Raw genomic sequence first — 23919 nt, 5'->3', positions numbered from 1 at the left:
ACAGCGCACTGCGGTATGCAGTGCGTTATTTTTATGCAAAAACAAAATTCTGATAATTCCGATTAAAAACAGTTTATATGAAAATCTAAAAACGGAATACTATGGTAAAAACATACAGTTGACGTTAAATTACGCACGGTTTTATAATTAAATCAGACGAAAACAGACGAAAAAGGCAAAGGAGAAAAATATGGAGAAACGTAAATTTTCGGTTTTGGATTTCGGCGCCGTTTCGGGCACGGGCGAAAATCAAAGCGAATACATTCAGCGCGCTGTGGACGAGTGTTTTAAATCGGGCGGAGGCGAGGTTGTAATCCCCGAGGGCGACTATATTATCGGCGACATACGGATAAGGAGCAACGTTTACATTCACCTTTTGAAAAATGCGCATCTTATCGGCTCGCGGAATCCCAACGATTATTTTAACTTTTTAGACGACAAAACCGAACCGCTTGACGAAAAATACATCACAAATAAGCTTTGGCAGCCGCCCGGTATACCGAATCGCGACTACACATTTATGCGCACCGTCGGGAGCAGATGGAATAACGGTATAATACGCGGAATTTTTGCCGAAAACTGCGGAATTATCGGCGAGGACGGCTCATATATCGACGGGCGCGACTGTTACGACGAAAAAAACGAGGAGCAATACCGCGGACCTCACGGAATAAGCTTTTGGTATTGCAAAAACGTTCGGTTTGAGTGTTACACTGTCAAAAATTCGGGCAACTGGGCGCACAATCTCCATTTTTGCGAAAATGTGTATGTGCGCGGTGTCACCGTGCTTGCGGGCCACGACGGATTTCACACGAAAGTGTGCCGAAACGTGATCATTGAAAACTGTGAGTTTTACACGGGTGATGACTGCCTTGCAGGCTTTGCAAACGTCAACTATTATGTGAAAAACTGCGTCCTCAATTCCGCTTGCAGTGCAATGCGCCTCGGTGCAACGAATGCGGTGATTGAAAAATGCAAAATCTTCGGACCGTGCAGATACTGTTTCCGCAAAGGTCTTACAAAAGAAGAAAAAATGAGCGGAAAAATAAGCGACGCATCAAACGCGCGCAAAAATATGCTCAGCGCGTTTACATATTATGCGGACATTGCTTTTCCGATAGATACAAAGCCCGGAAACATAATTGTGCGTGAGTGCGGAATAAATTTTGCCGACCGTCTTTTTCATTACAATTATTCGGGCAACGAAACGTGGCAAAAGGGCGCACCGCTTTTGTCGTTTGAGTTTGATAATATAAAAGCCGAAAACATATCTATGCCCCTTGTGTGCTACGGCAGTGCGGACGAAAAAATAAACTTTAAAATGACAAATTTGTCGGTGTCGTTTAGAAAAGGATTTGAAAACACGGCATTTATGCACATAAACAACTTTGAAAATATCACGCTTAAAAATGTTGAAATTAAAAATAACACATCAAATCCGCTAATTTTAAGCTGGCAGGACAAAAATGAAATCACGCTCGAAAACGTTGTGTCGCAATATCACAAAAACGGCATAACAGTGCGGAAAAGCGACGGTAAATTTGAGTGCGAAAGCATATAAAACAAAAAACTGATAGCCGTTTCAAAAAACAGAAAATGGACTTTTATGTGTTTTAAGACTTATAATAAAAATACGAAATCTTACAAAAAGGAAGGGAAAATTATGAAAAAACATTTATTACCGTTATGCTCGGCAGTTCTTATCGCGTCGCTCACATTAAGCGGATGCGGCGGCGGAGTGAAAAAAGTCAACTCGGACGACGACAGTGTGTCGGTTACAATCAGCTATTGGCCCAACAGCGAAACCGACGCGGAAAGACACGCGCTGTATGATACATATCTTGACCAAATGAAAAAGCTTTATCCCAACATCACCATTATCCCCGACGAGGAGGGCTACGGAATTGACAACTTTATGGTTCTTGCGGCGACAAACCAGCTCCCCAACGTTTACAGAAAGCCGTTCACCGAGCCTCAGCAGATTATAAACGCAGGTTATGCGCTCGACATCACAAAAGCGGTGACGGAATACGGCTATGACAAGGGCATAAACCCCGACATTATGAAAATTTCTATGAAAGACGGAAAATATTACGGTGTGCCGTATTCGGGATATATGATAGGTATGGCGTACAATGTTAACGTGTTTAAAAAAGCCGGACTTGTAAATTCCGACGGTTCGTTAAAGCTTCCGACAACGTATGACGAGCTTGTTGAAACGGCGAAAATCATAAAAGAAAAAACAGGTATCCCCGGTTATGCAATTCAGACCGCAAACAAAGAGGGCGGCTGGGCGTTTATGAACATTGCGTGGTCGTACGGCGTTAAATTTATGGAGCAAAAGCCCGACGGCAAATGGGTGTCAACGTTTGACACACCCGAGGCTGTTGCGGCGCTTGAATATATTAAGGATTTAAAATGGAAGCACGGCGTTTTTGCGTCAAACGTGCTTATCGACTCTAACGAACTGCAAAAACTTCTTGCGACCGACAGAATAGGTATGTGCATATTGGCGGAATCCGCGCCTGCGTCCATCGTGACGAAATATAAAACCGACAAGGACGCAATCGCATACGGTCCAGTTATGAAAGGTCCGTCCGCACAGGTATCACAGGTCGGCGGCGACATTTATATGTTCTCAAACAATACCGACGAAAAACAGGTTGACGCGGCATTCAAATGGTTTGAATTTTTGGGAATTACCCCGAACGTGGGCAAAGACTACGAAACAAAGCTTGAGGAGTCGCTCAAAGCGGACATCGCCGCAGATAAGCTTGTAGTGCCGAAATCGTTAAAACTTTGGGTTAACAAAGAGCGCACCTCGATAGACGACGCGCTTTACAAAAAATACAGCAACGCCAATCCTTTGTACTGGACAAACGCATACCCCGACACGGTTAAAATTCAGCAGGAGGAACCCGTTTGCGCACAGAATTTGTATGCGCTTTTGTCAACCGCTATGCAAAACGTTCTTACCGACCCGAACGCGGACTGCGCGAAAATCATTCACGACGCGAGCGAAACGTTCCAGAAGGATTATCTTGACAAACAGTAGGAAAGAGGAAAAAATATGACAGATAAATCAATTTTGCAAAACAGAAAAAATCCTTTTTTAAAATCTGTCCTCACCGTGCGCAAAGATTTGGTTGCGTGGGTTTTGATAGCGCCCGCGCTTATCGGGTTTATTGTATTTAACTGGCAACCGTTTATATCGAGTGGAATACTGGCATTTTTCAAAACACAGGGATTTGAAATAAAAGAATTTGTCGGACTTAAAAATTTCAAAGACGTTTTGTCCGACTCGTCGCTTTCAAAAGCAATGCTCAATTCGTGCAAATACACGTTTTGGTCGCTTTTAATCGGACTTCCCATTCCGATAATTCTTGCGATTATGCTAAACGAGCTGGTGCACTGCAAGGGATTTTTCAGATTTTCGGTGTATTTCCCGGCGATAATCCCCGGAATGGTAACCGCGATTATGTGGAAAATATTGCTTGAACCGGGCACGGACGGATTTTTAAACGTTATTTTGGGTTATCTTCACCTTCCTGCGAGCCAGTGGCTTCAGGACGCGCGGATAACGATTCCGATAATCACGGTTGTAACAACCTGGAGCGGTTTCGGACCCACAACGATTTTGTATCTTGCCGATTTGCAGTCGGTCGACTTGGCGCTCTATGAGGCGGCGGCAATAGACGGCGCGGGATTTTTCAAAAAACTGCGCCACATAACACTTCCGCATTTAAGCTCGCTTGTAAGGGTTATGGCAATTATGCAGATACTCGGCGTGTTCCAAAGCTTTGAAAAACCGCTCGCTATGACGGGCGGAGGTCCGAACGAGGCGTCCACAACCGTTATGATGCTGACGTATAACTATATGTTCAGCAACGGCGCTATGGACAAGGCGAACGCTTTAAGCGTTATCGTGTGCCTTATACTCATTGCAGGCAGTATTGTTTACTTTAAAATGACAAAGGCGAAAGACTGAAGAAAGGAGGAAAATTTTAATGCAGTACAAAAACAAAATGGGGCTTATAAGCTCTATAGACATCAAAAAACCAAAATACAGAGTTATGTATTGGGTGATATTTGCTTTTCTTATTCTGGTTGCCTTTGTGTGTCTTTTTCCGCCGATATGGGTTATGCTCTCCGCGGTAAAGGACGTTAAAGAGTTTTACGCAATGCCTCCCACGATTATACCGAGAAGCTTTAACGCCGGAAAAATAGCCGACGTTTGGAACAAATATTCGTTTGTGAAATACTACATAAACACCATAGTTTTAACTCTCGGCTGTATTGTAACGGCGGTGGTTATGAACGGTCTTGCAGGCTATGTTATTTCGCGCCTTAAGCCGAAGGGCATAAAACTTGTGCTTATGCTCATTACATTTTCGCTTATGGTGCCAAACGCAACCGCAATGGTGCCGGTTTATAAAAACATTTTAAACTTTCCCGTGCTTAACGTTAACCTTATCAACACAAATATTCCGATGTGGATAATGTACGGCGCGAGCGCGTTTAAAATAATTGTGTTCAAAAGCTTTTTCGATGGCTTGCCTCAGGCGCTTATCGAGGCGGCGCGCATAGACGGGTGCGGTGAGTTTAAAATTATCCCCAAAATCATACTTCCGCTTTGCATACCCGTTGTGGTTACAATGGTTATTCTCACACTGCGCGAGGCTTGGTCCGACTTTTTCTGGCCGTATCTTGTTCTGCGCGACAAAGAGAGAATAACGGTAATGGTGGAACTTTTCTCAATTCAAAACCTCATTCCGCTCGACGAATTGGTTTTGCTTTTGTCGTTCTCGATTTTACCGCCCACGATTTTGTTTATTTTCTTCCAGAAATACATAATTCAGGGCTTTACTTTAAGCGGAATTAAAGGTTAGGAGAGATTGCCTTGAACACAAAAAGGACAAAAATAATATACAAAAACGGCTATCCGTTTTTTGAGTTTGACGAAAAAATATATTCGCCGTGTATGTTCCGTTCGTTCCGCCCCACGCCTGCGAACGTGTCGCTTGCGCACCTCGCCGGGATTGAGGTTTTTCAAATCCAGGTTGCCGGTCAGCTAAACGGTATGGACGTTCCGTATTCGCTCTACGGCGGTGTGTGGCAGGACAAAGGCGTTTACAATTTCAAAAATTTTGACAGGCAGATTGAAATGTTTAAAAAATTTGCACATGGCGCAAAATTTATAATTTTCATTCAGCTCGACGCTCCCGAGGCTTGGCTGGAAAAGCATAAAAATTCGCTTTCAAGCTTTTATTTTCTGCATACCTCCGCGTATGACGAGGAGTGGAAAAACGACGCGTCGGAGTATCTTTGCACATTTTTGAAATACTGCGAAAATACATACGGCGACGATATTTTGGGTTACGGAATTTCCGCGGGGCGGTCTACCGAGTGGTTTTCGGGCACGAACTATTATAATGAAAACACCAAAAAAGCGTATGAAAATTATATCGGCAAAAAGTGTGACAAAATCCCCGAAATTCCCGAAGAAGTGAAAAACGGCGAAATTTTCCGCGCTCCCGAAAGCGAGGAATACAAATTTTTGAAATTTGCCTCGCAAGGGGCAAACATCACGGCGGAGTTTTTTGCAAAAGAGGCGCAAAAGGTGATAAATCATAAAAAACCGCTCGGGCTTTTCGGCGGATATTACAACCTTAAAGACAGCCTTTTGAACGTCAATGATTTTGCACGGGTGTGGGACAGCGGAAATATAGATATGATTTTCGCGCCCGCGTCGTACGACGATTTCAGGCAGATTGAAAATTCCGCGTGCGTGACGGTTGCAACCGACTCTCTTAAAATGCGCGGTATTGTGCATATAAACGAGCTTGACCACCGCACCGAACTTGCGCAGTATCCTATGGAACACCCCGTCACGCAAAACAGAATGGGCTACCGTATGGCGGAGGGAAACATAATCGACGACTGCTATGACAACAGTTTTGACGCAGGTATGGTTCTGCGCCGTGAGTTTGCGTCGTCGGTTGTGCGCAAAAGTATGCTTTGGTGGTTCGACTTTTTCGGCGGATATTACGCGTCGCCCGAGTATGAAAAGCTTTTGAGAGACTGTGTTAAAATTTATAACGGTCTTAAAGTGGGCGAATTTTCGCACAGCGTCGCGGAGGTTGCCGTTTTTGCCGACGCGGAGTCAAATTATTTCATTAAGGACAAAGCCGACGTTATACGCTCGTTTTGCTATAACGGAATGAAAGAATTTGTAAAATGCGCCGTGCCGTACGATTTGTATAACCTTTGTGATATTGAAAAAATTGATTTGCAAAAATATAAGCTTTGCATTTTCTTAAATTCGTTTAAAATAAGCAAATCCCAAGCGGAAAAAATTAAAAATTCGCCCTGCAAAAAGATGTGGATATATACGCCGGGGTGCGTTGAAAACGATAAAATCAACTTTGACAATATCGGCAAAATCACGGGAATGAACATAAAGACGGTGCATAAGGCGTCGGACTGCGCGATTGATTTTGACGGATGCGAAATAAAGTTTGAAAAAGCGGTAAATCCGTATTTTATTGTTGATGATGACGGCGCGGAAAGGCTCGCCGATTACAAAAACACAAACGGTTGCGCCTTTGCGTATAAAAACGGCAATTTTTATATCGGCTCGGGAAACGTTCCCGAAAAGGTGTGGCGGTTTATTGCAAAAAAGAGCGGTGTGCATATTTATTGTGACGTTTCGGGCGCATTTTTCGCCGACGAAAGGTTTATATCGTATCAGACGGTGCACACCGAAAATATAGAAATTCATCTTAAAGAGGACGCGGAATTTTGTGACCTGTTTGACGGCGGTATTTACAAAAGCGAAAACAAAATTCTTAAATATACCGCGCCTAAAGGAACGTCGAAACTGTTTGAAAAAATAAGCCGAAAGGGGAAATACAATGAAAAAAATCTTTAAAATATCAGCTTGTTTTCTGGCGGCGGCAATGGTTTTAACCTCCGCAGTATGCGCGGAAAATTCATTCACCGCAAGCGAGGTTTCGTTTAAAAACGGATTGATTTTTATAAGCGGAACAACCCCGTCGGCAAATATGAGCGTTGCCGTGTCGGCGGTGAAAAACGGCGATGACAAAGGCGACGTGTCGGCTCTTTGCTATGTTGACGAAATTTTGTCGGACGGCAGTGCAAAGTATGAAATTTCGTTCAATTTAAAGGACGCGCCGATTGGCGAAACGCTCACGGGCGACTATGTTCTTTATGTAAAGTGTGGCGGAAAAAGCGCACAGTTGCCGTTTAAATATTCCGATTACACAGCGGTTTTAAACCTTATCATAAACGCTGAAAGCGAAGATGAGATTAAAAACATTCTTGCAAACAAGGACGAAACCGACAGTCTTAAAGCGCTCGGCTTTGATATGGACTTGTATAATTTGCTTGACGAAAGCGGAAAAAATCTTTTGTGCGGTTTTTTTTACAACGGCGGTGTCGGCACGGACGCGGAAACGGTATCGCAAAAATTTGCTCTTTCGCTCGGTACGGCGCTTGTGTGCACAAAGGACGAAAAGAATGTTTTATCGGGCTTAAAGCTTGTTGACCCGACTGTCGGTGATGTTAAATTCAGCGCAATAACCGACAAAACATACATAAACTTCACCGTTTCGTGCGTTGCGCTCGATGACATTGCAAAAGATTTAAACGGCGTTTCAGAGTCGTTTAAAAAGGCTGACGCGCTTTACAAAATCAACACCGCGTCGGCAGGCAAAATTTCGGAAATTATCACCGCCAATGCGGAATTTTTAAAAATCACAAACAGTGATGAATATAAAAAATGGCAGAATTTGTCCGACAGCGACTCTGAAAAAGCGGCGGTAAATCTTGTTAACGCGCTCGGAAAATCCAAGGTGAAAACCGTTTCGGCTCTCCTTGGCGCAATGGACAGCGCAAGCACGTTTGAGTCTGGCGGAAACGGAGGCGGTTCGTCGTCGGGCGGTTCGTCAAAAGGCGGTTCGGCGGGCGGAAATTACAATCTCTCAGGCACAAACACAGTCGTTCCGACGGCAGAAAAATTCAGCGATTTGTCGCTTGCACCGTGGGCAAAGGACGCAATTTTAACCCTTGCGGACAAAAACATTATTTCGGGTTACGGCGACGGAACATTTTTGCCGAACAACCTTATAAAACGTGAGGAACTGACGAAAATCATTGTTACCGCGTTTGAAATAGAGGGCTCGGACGGCGACATAAATTTTGCGGATATAAACAAAAACGAGTGGTATTATCCGTTTGTTAAAAAAGCGTACAACGCAGGCATTGTAAAGGGAATGAGCGATGAAACTTTCGGAACGTCAAGCTATGTAACCCGTCAGGACATTGCCGTTATGCTTTCGCGCGTGCTTGAAAAATACGGCAAAAATCTTGAATATACAAAAGATTACACCGCGTTTGCCGACGAAAACGAAATCAGCGCCTACGCGTTGGACGGAGTTAAAACGCTTTATAAACTCGGCGTTATTTCGGGCTATGAGGACGGCACCTTCAAGCCGTCGGGCAGTGCAACGCGCGCCGAGGTTGCATATATGGTAAACAGCATTTTGAACATATTGAAATAAAGAGGGGAGGGAGAAAACTTTGAAAAAATTACTTATTCTTTTAACGGTGTTAACGCTTGTGTTTTCGTCACTTCCGAGCGTTTCGGCGCAAAATAATTCGGACGCGCAAAAACTTTCGCTTTTGTGCGATCTCGGCATAATTGCACCGAACTTTGAGCGCATTTATCTGTCCGACGCAAAAATCACGGTCGGCGAAATGCTTTCGGTTATGCAGAACATTATGTTCAGCAACAAATACGGAACGTATGACGACGAGCAGGCTTTTAACGACGCGGTAAATTCGGGATATTTCGGTGCGGACAAAACCGCCAAATATTATGACAACGCAAAATATGAGTACGTTTTGGAAACCGCGATGAACATTCTCGGCTACGGCCCTATCGCACGGCAAAACGAAAATTATCCTGCAAATTACATTTCGCTCAAAGAAACGTCAAAGGTGCTGGACGGCGTTGACGCGAAATTCGGCAAATATATTGCAAAAAGCGATTTTATAAAAATCATATTTAATATGTTTGAGGCAAAAACGCTTGAAATTGACAAAATCGGCGAAAACTCGCTCGGATTTTCGTATACCGGCGGCGACGGGATTTTAAAGCTTTATCAAAACATTGAAAAAGTGGAGGGAATTGTTGAGGGAACGGCATATACAAAGGCGTACGATGTTAAATCGGACATTGCGGAAAACAAAGTTTTGATTGACGGCACTTTGTACGACAACGGCGGAATTGATTTTTCGCCCGTTATCGGACTTAAAATAAAAGCGTATGTATATGTGAAAAACAACGGATACAAAAAGGTAAAAAGCTATATGACAGACGAAGATATTACGTCTGTGACAATCGACGGCGAGGACGTTTTAAGCTATTCGGTTTTTGACAGACGTCTTACCTATGAAAATGAAAACGGCAAAGAAAAAACCGTTAAAATTTCGCCGTCCGCGTCGGTTTTGGTCAACGGCTGTGCGGTTGGCGAATACACAGCCGAAACATTTGCGGTAAGCGACGGAAATGTGATTTTGTACGACAACGATTCGGATAACGTTTACGACGCGGTGCATATAATCGCTTACGAAACGTATTATGCAGATTATGTATCTGCCGACGCGGACACGGTTTACAACATCTACACCGCGGACAGTGAAAAAAGTATTCTCGACCTTGAAGAAAAGGACAATATCAAGGTTATCGTGTATAAAGACGGCAAGCAGACCGATAAATCGGCAATAACGAAAGGCAGTGTTTTAACCGTTGCAAACGGCGGAGAGGGCGAAAACAAAATTATAACCGTTTATGTTTCGGACAAAAGCGAAAAGGGAAGTATAAGCGAATATTCGTCTGATGACGAAATCACAATAAACGAAATGTCATACAAGCTTGCAAACGGCTATCTTGACGCATTGAAGGCAAATGACAAAAAGGCGTGGCAGATAAGGCTCGGCGTGCCCGTTACGGTGTATAAAGACTATTTCGGAAAAATCGCCTATATAAAGCCGTTTGACACCGAATATATTTACGGTTACGCGCTTTATGCCGACAGGGAGAGATACACCGAAATAAAGCTTCTCGACGAGTTTTCAACCTGGCAGACATACAAATTTGCCGACAAGGTTAAATTTAACGGCGAGGCGGACAAAGTGAGCGAAAAAGACATTTTGCCAAAACTCGGCGGCGACGGTTTTTCGCCTCAGCTTTTAAAATTCAAGCTCGACACCGAAAACAAAATAAAAGAAATTTACACCGCGTCGGAAACACCGACGGGCGCGTATGACGAATTTACAGTTTCGTCAGAGCAGACGGGAGTGTATCAGCAAAACAACACCGCGTTTGCAAGCAAGTCATACCTTGAGGACGGTGCGGTTATCTGGCTTTTGGCAAAAGCAAAGCCCGAGGACGAGGACGACATAACCATAATGGGAACGTCGGAATTATTCTCGGACAGACAGTATACATTTGTTCAGTATAACGCGGACGAATACGGATTTTCAAAATATTTCGCGGTTTTCGACACAAGCGAAAACAGGGAATACAAAACAAACCGTTCGGGCGCAATGGTGATTGAAAAGGTGTTTAAGGCAGTCGGTGCGGACGGCAGTGAGAAAAACGCGGTTCGCGGTATGATGTTTGAATACAACAACATCACGGTAAATTTTGCCGACAACGTTGATTTGCAGGGAATACAAAAGGGCGACACAATAAGCTTTTCGGCAAATTCCGACGGCGAAATATCCGACCTTAAAATCATTCACAGAATGGGTGAGAGCGGTGTTTCAGTTTACCCGTCGGTTCTCCACACCGCGGTAGCGTATGTCGGAGGAATGCTCGACAAATGCAGTTTTGCGGACGGAAAGGCAAAAATTATTTGCGGAGATAAAACACAGGTTTTGAAAATTCCGCCGACAACCTCTGCGATTGTCTGCGAAAAAACGCGCGACGGCGTAAACCTTACAAAAGAGCAGTTCACATCTGCGGATTTGGGCTGTTATATATTGGCAAGAGTTCAGAATTCACGTGTTGCAAATGTTATTATCTATAAATAATATAAAGGAGAATGATGAAAAATGATGAGAAAAATGTTGGCATTGGTAATGGTGCTCGCGGTTGTTTTAAGCTCGTTTACGTTTGTGACGGCTTTTGCGGACGACGCATCGGCATACGAGCCGAAAGAGCTTATGCTACAAACCGCGGTTGACCCGTCGGCAGGCGCTATGATGGCTCTTTCGTGGAGAAATCCCATAACTTCGGCGCTTGATGATGTTAAGCTTTACGACATCACAAGCGGTGCGGATACCCTTTTGGCAGATAAAAATTTATTTATCGGCAGTTATAAAAATTCAATAACAGACGACGCGCCCGTTTTAAGAAACGTCGGAGGTGTTGTGCAGTATGTTTTAAAAGGTCTTACCAAAGGAACGTATTATAAATATAAATTGGTATTCAGCTTTAACGACGGCACAGACGCAAAAACTTACTTCCTTTCGGGCGCACCCGAACAGATTTCGGCAAACGGACAGGTTAACCTTACCGAAAATCTTTTTACATACAACGGCCGTGCGGCGGGTTATCCGTATCCGCCCGTTTTTGCGCAGACGGTTACGGAAAATGACGGCAATACTGCATTAAAGCTTACAAGTAATATCGGAGCTTATGTAAGCAACAACTGGTCACAGATAAGATATAAGGTAACGGGGCTTACAAGCGGAAAAACATATAAAGTCGGTTTCAGGTATAAATCGGAAACAGGAAGCAAACCCAAATTCAGCATTTTAGAGAATTCGTCAAAATGCGCAACAGATATACCCGTAACAAATGACACATTAAATTACAGAGAGTGGACGGATTTTTCGGTTTCAAATTATACAGCAGGCGCGGCAACGGCATATGTGAGAATAAACTTTGACAACCCCATTGAATATTTAATTGTTGACGATTTTTATGTTAGAGAAATAATTGATGAAAACACACTCGGCGACAACCTTATTACCGACGGCGGTTTGGACACACTCAAAACGTACAAAACGCTTGCGGACGCAGAACCCGACGGCACACCGGGCGACGGCACGGCAACCGTTTCGTGGGAAAACGACGACAACGCGTCGCACTATAAATTTTATAAAGACGGCGGGCTTTTCGGAATTTTCTATCCCGACCCGTCGGGCACAACGAGCGTTAACGTAACAGGTCTTGCAAACGGCACGGAATACACCTTCGGCGTTGAGCCTTTCAGCAAAAACTTTACTCCGAATACCGTTAAAACAGTTACGGTTACACCCGAGGAGGCAGAAGAATCCGCACCCGAAAATCATATGATTTCAAACCTCTCGGTTAACCCCTATACATTCGGCGGTACGGGCGGTGCGGCAACGGTTTCGTTTAAAAATCCCAAGGTTTCGGACATCACATCTGTCGAGCTTTACGACGAAAACGGCGCAAAACTCACCGACACCGCATTTGCGCTTACTTCGGGCGCGCTTAATGTTTACACTATAAAAAATCTTGAAAACGGCACGGTTTACAAATATAAATTACAGGTCACAACAGCATCGAGCGGATTTACCGAATATGACATCGCAGTGAAACCTATCGCAGGCGCATATTCGCTCAATTTTAACACTGACGGCACAAATCATTACTGGTCAAAGGCATTTAACAGAGCAAATTCAGACACCCCGTTTCCTCCGATAGACTTCAGAATTGTTCAGAACCCCGATTCAGACAGTGACGATTATGTTCTCGGCGTTGTTTCAAATATGCAGGCATATAAAGCAGGAAGTTACGCAAATCTTTTGTATAAATTTACAGACCAGCTTGATACGAGTGCATCATACAGATTGAAATTTAAATACAAAACACTTGCGGACGGCTCAAGACCTGTGGTTTACTTAAATAACAAGGAACTTTTGAAAATAGACCTTAACTCAGACGGCTGGCAGACTGCAACCGCTGACTTTACAGGCAACAACGCTTCAACAAACGAATTGAAATTCAGTTTTAACAATCCTCTTGAGGGAATTTATCTTGATAAAGTTGAAATTGTTCCCGTAACAGACGGAACGGAGGGAGCAAACATTCTTACAAACGGCGACTTCGACTTCGTTGCAAACGATACATCGGCACTTACCGTTGACAGCGTTACAACAAATGCATACGATTCGTCGGCAGACATAAACTATTCGCTCTCCGACACCTGCAAAATGGTGAAAATCTACGAGAAAAACGAATACGGCTTAAACCTTGTTTCAGTTGAACAGGGTGTTTCCAAATCGGGCAAAATCAGCCTTAACGCGCTTAAAAACAGCAAAGAATATACCTTCGTTATGACAGCGGTAAACGCAAAAGACGTTGAGGGCGCAGGATATGAATTTACCGTTACACCCGTTCCCGACCCGATTGTAATTTCGGATTACATTCTTACAAAAAACGGCAGTGCGGTTGAAAACATTTCCGAGGGTACTCACACCGCAAGCATCAGCATTAAAAACAACAACGGCGGTTCAAACTACACCGCACAGCTTATCGCGGCGATATACGACGGCAAAAAGCTTTACGACGTTAAAGCAAGCGCAAAAACCGTTATTCCCGTAACCGACGAAAACGGCACGGCAACGGTGCTTACCGCGGAAAATATAGTAATTCCCGCGCTTGACGGCGGTGACTACACCCTAAAACTTATGCTGTGGAGCGGTCTTGACGAAATGGTTCCGCTCAAACCATTTGCACCGTATTCAAAATAACATTTTTGGGAGAATAATATGAAAAAACGTGTACTTGCAGTTTTTCTTTTGATAATGACAATTTTAAATTTAACACCTGTTTCCCTTTCGGTCTTTGCGTATTCGGGCACAGACTGTGAATTAAAGAATTTAAACGTTCAGAGCGTTTCAAAGGGCAGTGAGGGAAAAACTGTGAGTATATCGTGGAAAAATCCCGAAAAAAACATACGAAAAATTTCACTGCTTGACATAGGCTCGGACGCCGAGCTCACCGTAAATGACAATATCGACACTACGGCGTCCGCTTATGTCTGCGTGAATGTTGAAAATCTTACAAACGGCAATGTGTATAATTTTAAGCTTAACGTTTTGTTTGACGGCGGAATTGCGAAAAGTTATTTTATAAACGCGTCGCCGTCGCAGGGCACAAACGAGGCAGGCTTGTCGAACGGAAAATGGAGTATGTCGTATGCGCGCTCCGACGGCGCGGACTGCTACCCCGCGGTTTTTTACTCGGTAATCGTCGGTGATGATTTCGACGGCAAAACCGCAATAAAGGCGGTGTCAAACATTCCGAAATCAAAGACGGGAACATATTCTTCATTAAAATGCGCTTTCCCAAGTCTTGAAAACGGCAAAAATTATACGGTTAAAATTAAATACAAATCGGGCGGAGGAACGTCACCCGAAATTTACGGCGGTAATTCAAAAAAACTCGGCACGCTCGATATGAACACATCTTCGCTTGCCGAAAAAACGTTCACCTTTACAAAATTCGCAAACGACGGAATTGAATTTTTAAATATCGTCACAAAAAGCGGATATGATGAAATTATAACAGACAGAATTTCGCTTTTTGAGAGCGGTAATGAAGCCGATTTGCTTTTGGGGTATGGCAACCTTTCAAACTTCACGGCGGAAAAATCGGGAATATCGGACTTTGAGGGTTATAACAACAACGAAACGGGCGTTGTGACCTATACACAGCCTGCCGACGCGCGCGGAAGCAGAATTTACGCGCTTGACAATGACGGTAATTACGTTTTTCGCTCGGTTATAAACCGTTACGGCGCGCAGAAAATAAACGGCGCAAAAATTTTCGGAATTTTGAAAAATTGCGAAAACAATATTAAAATCACAACGGTTAACAAGGATTTTTCGGAAAGCGACGGCGAATTTTTCACGCTTTCCACAGACGGCTCAAAAGAGTTTGACAAAAAAATATCCGACCTTAAAGAAAAGCTTGAAACGCTTGACGGTTTAATGCAAAAATGCGGTGAAAAGGGCATTTCCGCCGACTATGAAACGGTAAATTACAAAACGATTGAAAAATTTATCGGCATTATGGAGGAGGATTTTTACAAATACCGCGAATTTGACAGAGCAAATTCATATTATGACACGCTTGTATCGCTTTACAGCGAAAGTTATAACAGTCTGCAAAGCTATTTAAGCGGAAAGGCAATGCCTAAAATTGTCCCGTCGCTCACGGGCAAGGATATTAAAATCGACAGAAACGACGTTGTTTCCGAAACGGAAACAGACGGTTATATAGAGGAAAACAGTGTATTTTTAAACGGCTACGGTCACTTTGCATACACAAAGAACGATTACGCCGATTTTGACGGCTTCGGTGCAAACACGGCCGCGATAAGTGCAAAGCTTTACGACACCGTAACCGAGGCGGTGAATATTAAAAACTGGAATTTGTACCATTACGGCGCGGTGGAGAATTTCAGCGTATCGCAGAGCGGTGACGAAAAAAGGAGCGGAAATTATTCGCTTAAAATCACGCGCGCCGACAAGTGGGCAAACGAAAAAACGTTTTATTTAAGGCAGTGTGTTGACGCCGAGCCGAACACAACTTATGTTTTCGGACTTTATGCAAAGGCGGTTAACGCAAAAGGCTGTCACTTCAGCGGTCACGGGGTTATAGACTCAAACTACGGCTTGTCGCAAAGATTAAGACGCGATTTGAGCGGAACGTACGACTGGAAAAATTTTGAATTTACATATACCACGGGCGCAGACGAGCATCAGTTTGAAGTGCTTATCCCGTGCGAAAACGAAACCGAAGCATTATACATTGACGACGTGTATGTGAAAAGGCTAAATTCCGGCGAAAACCTCATTCTTAACCCAAGCTTTGAGGAAACCGAAGAAACGGGCGAGTTTGAGGTGTACGACGGGCATATAAAAAGCCTTTTGTCAACGCTCGACTATGCGTATGAAAACAACATAAAGATAACTCTCGGACTGGGTATTCACTATATGCCGAAATACATTTTTTCAAAATATCCCGATACAAGGGACGAAAACGGCACATATCCGAGCTATATGGGATATAACCCGACCCACCCGAAAATACGCGAAATGATAGAAATATTCTTAAACGCGATAATCCCAGAAATTGCAAATCACCCTGCAGTCTGCGCGGTGTCGGTTGCAAACGAGCCGAATTTTCAGTGTTTTAACACGTCTTATTATAAAGCGCCGTGGCAAAACTGGCTGAAAGAAAAATTTTCGGGAAACATTGAAAACTTAAACAGTGCGTGCGGTACGTCGTATGCCTCGTTTGACGAAATAAACTTTTCCGACGCACAGGAATATTCGGTGCTTAAAAATCTTTTGTACCGATACAACGACACGATTATGACCGACTATTTGACGCATATCGCGCAGACGGTGAGGAGCATTTCGCCCGATATTAAAATTTTTGCGAAAAATCTGCCGGCAATCCGTGCGCAGGGAATAAAGTCGCTGTCACACGGCATTGACATTGAAAGCCTGACAGGACTTTTCGACGTTAACGGGTGCGACGCAATGCACTATTACAACCACAGCGAATATCCGCTTATGGCAAAAACCGAGTGGTACGACCTTTTGACGTCGGTTGAGGATTTGCCTGTTTTCAATGCGGAGGACCACCTTATGAGGGACAGTGTTACATATGACGGCAGTGACATAATCACCCAAACCGCCTATGCCGACATCTGGCAGGGCGCGGTACATTCGCGAAGGCAGTCGGTTGTGTGGCTGTGGGACAGAGAAAGCGACAAGGTTACAAACGCGTATAAAAACGCAAATATGCTTATGCGTCCACAGATTGTTGCAAACAACGGCAAGCTGTTTTTGGATATGCAACGCCTTGCAAACGAGCTTTTTGCACTGCAAAATGCGAAACGCGAGGCGGGAATACTTTATTCCTACAATTCGATGACATATGAGCCGTCGTATTTAAACAGCGTGTATCTTGCATACACAAATTCGCTTTTTCTCGGCGAAAAACCGCTGTTTGTCACCGAGAGCCAAACCGAAAAATTATCGGGTTTAGAGGCGCTTATAATTCCCGAGGCGGTGTCGGTGACGGACGAAACATATGCGAAAATAAAAGAATTTGCCGAAAACGGCGGAAAGATTTTTGTTATCGGCGAAAATTCGCTTAAATACAATGAATATTTAAAAGAGAGAAACGCGGACGAAATTTTGCAAAGCGCGGTTGTCATTCCGGCGTATGAGAGCAAAACGAGCGAAAAAACAAGTGTTGACGGCTTATTTTGGCCGCTTAAAACGTTTTTTGAAAGCGCGGACTTATATGACATTGCGGTGTTAAATTCCGCGGACGGCACACCTGCGGAAAACGTTGAGTACATCTGCGCCGATTATAACGGCGGAAAAATAATAAATTTGTGCAATTATTCCGACACGGAAAAAGAGGTTTATATCACCGATAACGGCGCGGAGATTGAAAAAACGTTAAACCTTATAAGCGGAAACGAAACGGGAAAATACATTACTCTTTTGCCGTATACTCCCGTTATGATACGCTATGCGCGCTCATCTCCGTCAATGTTTGCCGACAGAGTGTACGGCGAAACGGTAATATCAACCGCACCGCACCGTATGGTGAGCGGAACGTACAAAATAAGTGTATCGGCAGATGCCGAAGCGGTTTTATACACCGCGTATTACAAAAACGGCGCGCTTGCGAAAATTGACAAAACCGATATAGAACAGGGATTTGACAAAGACTTTTACATAAAGCTTGACAGCACAAAATACGACGGATTTAAGGCAATGCTTTGGAATAAAAATTCTTTGTATCCGACGGTTAAAAACGCCGAGCTTTGCGCATATGACAGCACGGTTGTCACAAACGTTAAAAAAATCGGCGGTATGTGTTATGTTTTCGGAAATTCGCCGAACATATCGGGAAATGTTTCGCTGACGGCATTTAAAGAGGACGGGAGCCTTGCATATATAGATGAGGTTTTGCCCGATACAAAGGGAATTTTCAAATTTTCGTTTTATCTCGGCGAGGGCGAATTTACAATAAAAATAAAAGTGCCGAAAATAGGAATTGTAACCGTTTTGACAGATTAGAGGGGAGAAAACACTATGAAAAAATTTTGGTCTAAAATTTTGTCGGGAGCCGTGGTTTTGAGCATTGCCGTGTCCTCGGCAAGCTTTAACGTTTATGCGGCGCAGGTGACTCAGGCGTTTGTAACGGGCTGGTCGAAGTTTATATCGCACGAGCCTGACGCGACGGCGAATATCGTTACACTGCCCGACGGCAATCACGCGGTGAAGATTACAAGCAACACATCGTATGACGGAACAAGATTTATGCGCGTGTTCCAAAACGTCAAGCTTGAAAAGGACACGACATATATCTACGGTATGAAAGTTAAGGCGGAAAGCGTTGCCGGCGCGGAAATAACGTTTTTCGGCAACAAATCGTCGCTCGTGCCGTTTTCAAAAAATTCAGACTGGACAAATTACGAATTTCAGAATACATACACGGGCAACACGGGAAATCAAACCTTTAACATATCGGTTGTGGACACCGCAAAAGCGTTTTATGCCGACGATGTGTATCTTTACAAATGCGTAAACGGCAAAAAGACGGGTGAAAATCTTCTTTCAAACGCAGGATTTGAGGACGATGTAAAAAATGCGGTGAACGACGTTTCGGACACTGCCTCCGACGTTGAAACGGCAGACCTTACAATCGTCGACACCGAAAAGTTTTTGGAAACGTCCAAAAGCATACCGATTTTCCGCACCGAAAAGGACGTTAAAAGCGCGGACGAAATCGACTGGACGGATTTTGAGAAAGTGAACATCACCGACGCGTATTTTACAAACAAAGAGGTAAGCGCGGTTAACAACGAAAGCTATGTAAAATATGCTTATGACAACGACAATTTCTATATTTATTTTAATGTAAAAGACGACGTGCACCATTCGTTTTTAAATTCGTCCTACTGGTCGGGCGACAGCGTTCAGGTTGCCTTTGCGCCCGAGCGCAACACGTTTAAGCTTGAGGTGGGCGCAAGCTTTGATGCGGAAACGGGCGAGGTCTACTGCACAAATGAGGACGTATCGGCAAAGGGAGTGCGAAACGGCGAAATTTCGGAATATTTTCTTACCGTGCCGTGGACTGCCTTTACGTCGGCAATGCCCGAAAAATTCCAGTTCAGCGCGATTGTGAACGATAACGACAACGACGTTTATCAGCGAAAATACGCACAGCAGATTTCGCCCGGTATTGCGTCGGCGAAAAATGCGGAACAGTTTCCTATGCTCTATCTTGCGGAGAATTTCAAATCGGGATATTTTTCGACGATAGAGGGAGGCAACGAGGTTTTCGTTTCGCAGAAAAGCCCGTTTATGCTTGTTTTGCAGAGCTTTTTAAACGATTACGGGCAGTATTTTGTAACGTTCCCGAACGGAAAAACGGTGAAAGTTGACCTGCCTCCCTTAGGCTGTGCAAAGGTGAGATTTGACAACACTTTTGCAAATGTCGGTTTGCAGACGTTTGACGTGTCGGTTAAAAAACAGGGCGCGGAGAGTGCGGATACCGTTTCGTATGAGGTTACGGTTATTCCCGACTATGCTATGTATTTAAAGCTTTACGACAAATGCAATGCAAACTATGAAGAATTGAAATCACTTGTTGAAAAGTGCAGAGAAAAGGACATTCCCGTCGATTACGAAACCGCGGATTTGACCATTTTTGAGATGTACTTAAAATATATGAAAGAGGACGCGGATAAGTATCAGGCATTTGACCGAATACTATATTCATACGACTGCTTAAACGATATTTTTGCGCACGACAAAGAAAATCTTCAAAAATATTTGAGCGGAGAAAAAACAGCGTATGCCGTGCCGAAGTATGTGAACAGTGACATTGAAAAAACCGCTACGGGATTTATTGCTGATATGGATATAAACGGCACTGTGGAAAGACGTCCTATGTTTTTGAACGGTTTTTGCAACTTTGTTCAGGGCGAAGAGGAATATGCGGAATTTGCAAAGCTCGGCGCAAATATGAATATGTTAAGCTTAAAGCTTTACGACGTTATAACCGAGTGGTGCGAGGTGCCCGACTGGAATTTGTATCAGCGCACCAAAACCGCGGTTGACAGAACCGTTACCGTGTCGGGCGAGAGCGTGAAAAACGGAAAATATGCGTTAAAGCTTGAGAGAACAACGCCGTGGGGAAACGGCAGAACCATATATTTGAGGCAGTCTGTGCCCTGCAAGCCCAACACGACGTATAAATTCGGTTTATCGGCAAAGGGCGAATATATAGACGGTATGTATTTTGCGTGCCACAAACTTATTTCGTCAAACTACGGCTTGTCGCAGAGAAAGGAAAACTATATTAAAACAAGTTCAAACTGGGTGGATTATTCCGATACATACACAACCTCCGCGGACGACAATACGCTGGAGTTTATAATTACGCTTCAGGCGCCGGCGCAAAAGTGCTATATAGACGATATTTACATAAAAGAAGAAGGCAGTGACAAAAATCTTCTCAAAAACGGCGATTTTGAAAAGGGACTTGACACCGACGTTAAGGAATATGACTATTACGACGGGTATCTTCGCGAGTTTGAGTGCAGATTAAAAGAATTTGAGCAGGCAAACCAAAAGGCGGGCATACTTCTTGCGGCGAACTACTGGCCCGAGTTTGTAAACTTAAAATATCCCGACGTTCTGGACGAAAACGCGCTTTACGGCGAGTATTTGAAGTTTAACACCGCGCACCCCGAGGTTAAAAAGATACTTCACGAATATGTTGCCGCAACAATGAACATTGTCAACAAAAGCAATGTTGTGGACAGCGTGTGCGTTGCGAACGAGCCGTATACATATGCCTACAATACGCAGTATTACAAGCCGATGTGGTATGAGTATATCAAAAACATCTACGGCGATATTGAAAATCTCAACCGCATATGCGGAACGGATTACGAAAAATTTGAAGATGTGGATATGAAATCGCAGAGCGAATTTACGGTGCTTTACAAAAACGTTATGGAGTTTAATGCCGACGTTTTGGCAGACTATCTCGGCACGCTGTGCGGATATGTAAAGGAATTTAACCCCGATATGCCGACGCACGCAAAGCTTTTGCCCATAACGCTCGATTACGGCAGGTCGGCGCTTACAAAGGGCGAAAACTACGAAAAACTTGCGCCGTATTTCGACTACAACGGCAACGACGCGAACACCGCATACAATCATCAGAAGCAGTCGCTTTTGGCAAAGCTTGAATGGTATGATTTGCAGTCGTCAATAAAAGACGCGCCTGTTGTAAACACCGAGGATCATTTTCAGATGGACAGCAAAACCATTGACAAATCGCCTAAAATGTATAAACACGCAATGGCGGACGCTTGGCAGGGCGTAATGCACAACAGGGCCGAGAGCATTTTGTGGGTGCTCGAAAGAGAGGAGCAGTATCTTACCGGCACAACCTGGATGAACACAAACCTTGCGGTGCGTGCAGACCTTTTGTCGGGACACGTTAAAGCGTTTTTGGATTTTAACCGTTTATCGTATGAAATCACCGCGGTGCAAAACGCAAAGCGCAGTGCGGAAATACTGTATTCCGAAAATTCATACAGCTTTAAGCCGTCTTTCCAGAGCAGTCTGCTTTCTGCATATTCAAACGTGCTGTTTAACGGTTTGAAACCGCTTTTGCTGGTTGAAAGCCAGCTTGAAAAGCTTGATAATTACAATTTGCTTATAATTCCCGAGTGCACAAACGTCACCGACGAAACATTCTCGGCAATCGAAAAATTTGTAAACCGAGGCGGAAAGCTTGTTATAATAGGCGAGGACAGCCTTTATAAAAATGAGCTTAACGCCGAAAGAGATAAAGATGCGGTGCTGAATATTTACAAAAATGCCGTTATAATAAAAACTGATGTAAATTCAAAAAAAGACATAACAACGGCGGTTAATCTTCCCGAAACAATATCCGAGGTTATCGGCAGTATGAACCTTACAAACGTTAAAATTACCGACAAAGCGACGGGAGAGAATATCGACAGGACAGAGTGGATTTGCGTGCCGTACGACGGCGGATATTTGCTCAATATGTGCCGATACGTTTGGGGTGACGCGAAAGATGTTGAAATTACCGTTGACGGCAAAAAGATAGAAAAATTCTATGATTTGCGCGAAAATGAGTATCTTGACGGCATCACGCTTGAAGAATACACACCGTTGTTTGTCAAAATCGAAGGGTAGGATAAAAATGAAAATCAGCGATATGACACTTTTGGAAAAAATACTTCAAACGGTTGTAATCAAGGTTGACAAAGACAATTTTGTATCGGACAAAATCGGCGCGGCATTCTTTTTCGGTGAGATAATCACCGAGGCGGACGAAATGGGACTTGACGCGGCGCGGAAAACACTCGCCGAGTATATCGACAACGCGGATATTCCCATACTTATCACGTCGGATTTTGAAAACGGATGCGGAAGTATGTTAAAAGGTCTTACACCGCTTCCGTATCTTATGAGCCTCGGTGCAGCAGACAGTGAAAAACTTGCATACAACTACGGCAAAGCGACCGCGCTTGAGGCAAGGAGCGTCGGCGCAAACTGGTCGTTTTCGCCCGTATGCGATTTAAACATAAACAAGAGAAATCCGCTCGTTAACGTGCGCGGACTTACCGACGACGTGAACTTGGCAATCAAGCTTTTGCCCCAAGTGATAAAAGGTATGCAGGACAACGGTCTTGCCGCGTGCGCAAAGCATTTCCCCGGCGACGGACTCGACTACCGCGACCAGCATATTGTCACGACCAATAACACGCTTTCGTTTGACGAATGGAAGAAAAAGTCGGGCAAAGTGTTTGAGGAGGTTATAAAATCGGGAGTTTACTCTGTTATGAGCGGACACATCACGCTCCCGTCGTATCAGAAAGAAATTTTTGACAACGGAATGAAACTTCCCGCAACGCTTTCACACGAACTTATCGAAAATCTTCTCAAAAAGGAAATGGGCTTTGACGGCGTTGTTGTTACCGACGCGCTCGGAATGGGCGGTTTTAACGGCTGGTACAAAACTATGGATATTTCGCAGATTGAAAGCTTTAAGGCAGGCTGTGATATGATGCTCTGGCCGTCGGAAAACTATGTTAAAAATATGACCGAGGCAATCGAAAACGGATATATTCCGATGTCGCGCCTTGACGACGCGGTGACGAGAATTCTTTCTATGAAAGAGAAAATGGGACTTTTCAAAAAGGACAATCACGCAATAACTTTAAGCGAAAAAGACAGAGAATTTGTCAAAAACACGCAGAAAAACGTTGCGGAAAAGTCGGTTACTTTAATGCGTGACGACGCGGATATTTTTCCGCTTACAACCGAAAAATACAAAAAAATTGCGGTAATTCCGATTACGCATCACATTCCCGCATTTGATGAAGGAAAGCTCCTTGCCGACCTTCTCGGCGAAAAAGGCTTTGACGTGCAGTATCTAAAGGACGGCATAAAAAAGACAGAAACAGACGGTTACGACCTTATTTTGTACGCACTCTTCTCGCGCCCGTTCCGACCGATCGGATTTTTGGATTTCCACTCAACCGAGGCGCAAAAGGTTGCAATATCACTGCAAACCGCAGTTGACAAAACGGCGGTTGTGTCGTTCGGCTCGCCGTATTTTATGAATCAGTATTTTGAACGCGCAAAAACATTTGTAAACGCATATTCAATGCTTTCGCCGAGCGTGAAAGCGTTTGTTTCGGCGGCAACGGGCGAAACGGAATTTTCGTCGTTCTCGCCGGTTGAAGTTTAAAAAAGGAGAAA

11 protein-coding genes are annotated in these 23919 nt (G+C 44.0%); all 11 read left to right on the top strand.

The genetic code is table 11. From position 1 onward, the window contains the following. The first annotated feature begins 190 nt into the window (after positions 1-190). The 11 genes from H8706_RS06090 to H8706_RS06040 all read left to right on the top strand — a co-directional run bounded on the left by H8706_RS06090 (position 191) and on the right by H8706_RS06040 (position 23908). Positions 191-1561 (top strand): glycosyl hydrolase family 28 protein, encoded by a 1371-nt coding sequence (locus H8706_RS06090; protein ID WP_262431905.1) that lies wholly within the window; start codon positions 191-193, stop codon positions 1559-1561. A gap of 102 nt (positions 1562-1663) precedes the next feature. Next, a complete protein-coding gene (locus tag H8706_RS06085; RefSeq protein WP_262431904.1) occupies positions 1664-3055 on the top strand; it encodes an ABC transporter substrate-binding protein in 1392 nt (463 codons plus the stop codon). A gap of 15 nt (positions 3056-3070) precedes the next feature. Further along, positions 3071-3988, top strand: coding sequence for a carbohydrate ABC transporter permease (locus H8706_RS06080; protein WP_262431903.1), 918 nt, complete (start codon positions 3071-3073; stop codon positions 3986-3988). A gap of 19 nt (positions 3989-4007) precedes the next feature. Further along, complete coding sequence (locus tag H8706_RS06075; protein WP_262431902.1) at positions 4008-4889, top strand: carbohydrate ABC transporter permease; 882 nt, start codon at positions 4008-4010, stop codon at positions 4887-4889. A gap of 11 nt (positions 4890-4900) precedes the next feature. Further along, on the top strand, positions 4901-6931 hold the full coding sequence (locus H8706_RS06070) for a hypothetical protein (protein ID WP_262431901.1): 2031 nt from the start codon (positions 4901-4903) through the stop codon (positions 6929-6931). After that, a complete protein-coding gene (locus H8706_RS06065; protein WP_262431900.1) occupies positions 6915-8582 on the top strand; it encodes an S-layer homology domain-containing protein in 1668 nt (555 codons plus the stop codon). The genes H8706_RS06070 and H8706_RS06065 overlap by 17 nt, the downstream gene beginning before the upstream one ends. 19 nt (positions 8583-8601) lie before the next feature. Further along, a complete protein-coding gene (locus H8706_RS06060; protein ID WP_262431899.1) occupies positions 8602-11121 on the top strand; it encodes a hypothetical protein in 2520 nt (839 codons plus the stop codon). A 21-nt stretch (positions 11122-11142) separates the two neighbouring features. Further along, complete coding sequence (locus tag H8706_RS06055) at positions 11143-13815, top strand: phage tail protein (protein ID WP_262431898.1); 2673 nt, start codon at positions 11143-11145, stop codon at positions 13813-13815. A gap of 18 nt (positions 13816-13833) precedes the next feature. Continuing rightward, positions 13834-18177, top strand: coding sequence for a beta-galactosidase (locus H8706_RS06050; RefSeq protein WP_262431897.1), 4344 nt, complete (start codon positions 13834-13836; stop codon positions 18175-18177). 15 nt (positions 18178-18192) lie between these two features. After that, positions 18193-22347, top strand: coding sequence for a beta-galactosidase (locus tag H8706_RS06045; RefSeq protein ID WP_262431896.1), 4155 nt, complete (start codon positions 18193-18195; stop codon positions 22345-22347). Positions 22348-22354: 7 nt separating this feature from the next. Beyond that, positions 22355-23908 (top strand): glycoside hydrolase family 3 protein, encoded by a 1554-nt coding sequence (locus H8706_RS06040; protein ID WP_262431895.1) that lies wholly within the window; start codon positions 22355-22357, stop codon positions 23906-23908. The last annotated feature ends 11 nt before the right edge of the window (positions 23909-23919 follow it).

Origin of the sequence: Qingrenia yutianensis, assembly GCF_014385105.1 — a bacterium.
GTDB classification, from domain to species: Bacteria; Bacillota; Clostridia; order UMGS1810; family UMGS1810; genus Qingrenia; species Qingrenia yutianensis.
The sequence above is the reverse complement of the archived record's forward strand: the minus strand, read 5'-3'. Positions and strand labels throughout refer to the sequence as shown.

Coding starts and splice junctions, on each gene's coding strand:
- H8706_RS06090 (WP_262431905.1), top strand. CDS start 191: ATGGAGAAACGTAAATTTTCGGTTTTGGATTTCGGCGCCGTTTCGGGC.
- H8706_RS06085 (WP_262431904.1), top strand. CDS start 1,664: ATGAAAAAACATTTATTACCGTTATGCTCGGCAGTTCTTATCGCGTCG.
- H8706_RS06080 (WP_262431903.1), top strand. CDS start 3,071: ATGACAGATAAATCAATTTTGCAAAACAGAAAAAATCCTTTTTTAAAA.
- H8706_RS06075 (WP_262431902.1), top strand. CDS start 4,008: ATGCAGTACAAAAACAAAATGGGGCTTATAAGCTCTATAGACATCAAA.
- H8706_RS06065 (WP_262431900.1), top strand. CDS start 6,915: ATGAAAAAAATCTTTAAAATATCAGCTTGTTTTCTGGCGGCGGCAATG.
- H8706_RS06055 (WP_262431898.1), top strand. CDS start 11,143: ATGATGAGAAAAATGTTGGCATTGGTAATGGTGCTCGCGGTTGTTTTA.
- H8706_RS06050 (WP_262431897.1), top strand. CDS start 13,834: ATGAAAAAACGTGTACTTGCAGTTTTTCTTTTGATAATGACAATTTTA.
- H8706_RS06045 (WP_262431896.1), top strand. CDS start 18,193: ATGAAAAAATTTTGGTCTAAAATTTTGTCGGGAGCCGTGGTTTTGAGC.
- H8706_RS06040 (WP_262431895.1), top strand. CDS start 22,355: ATGAAAATCAGCGATATGACACTTTTGGAAAAAATACTTCAAACGGTT.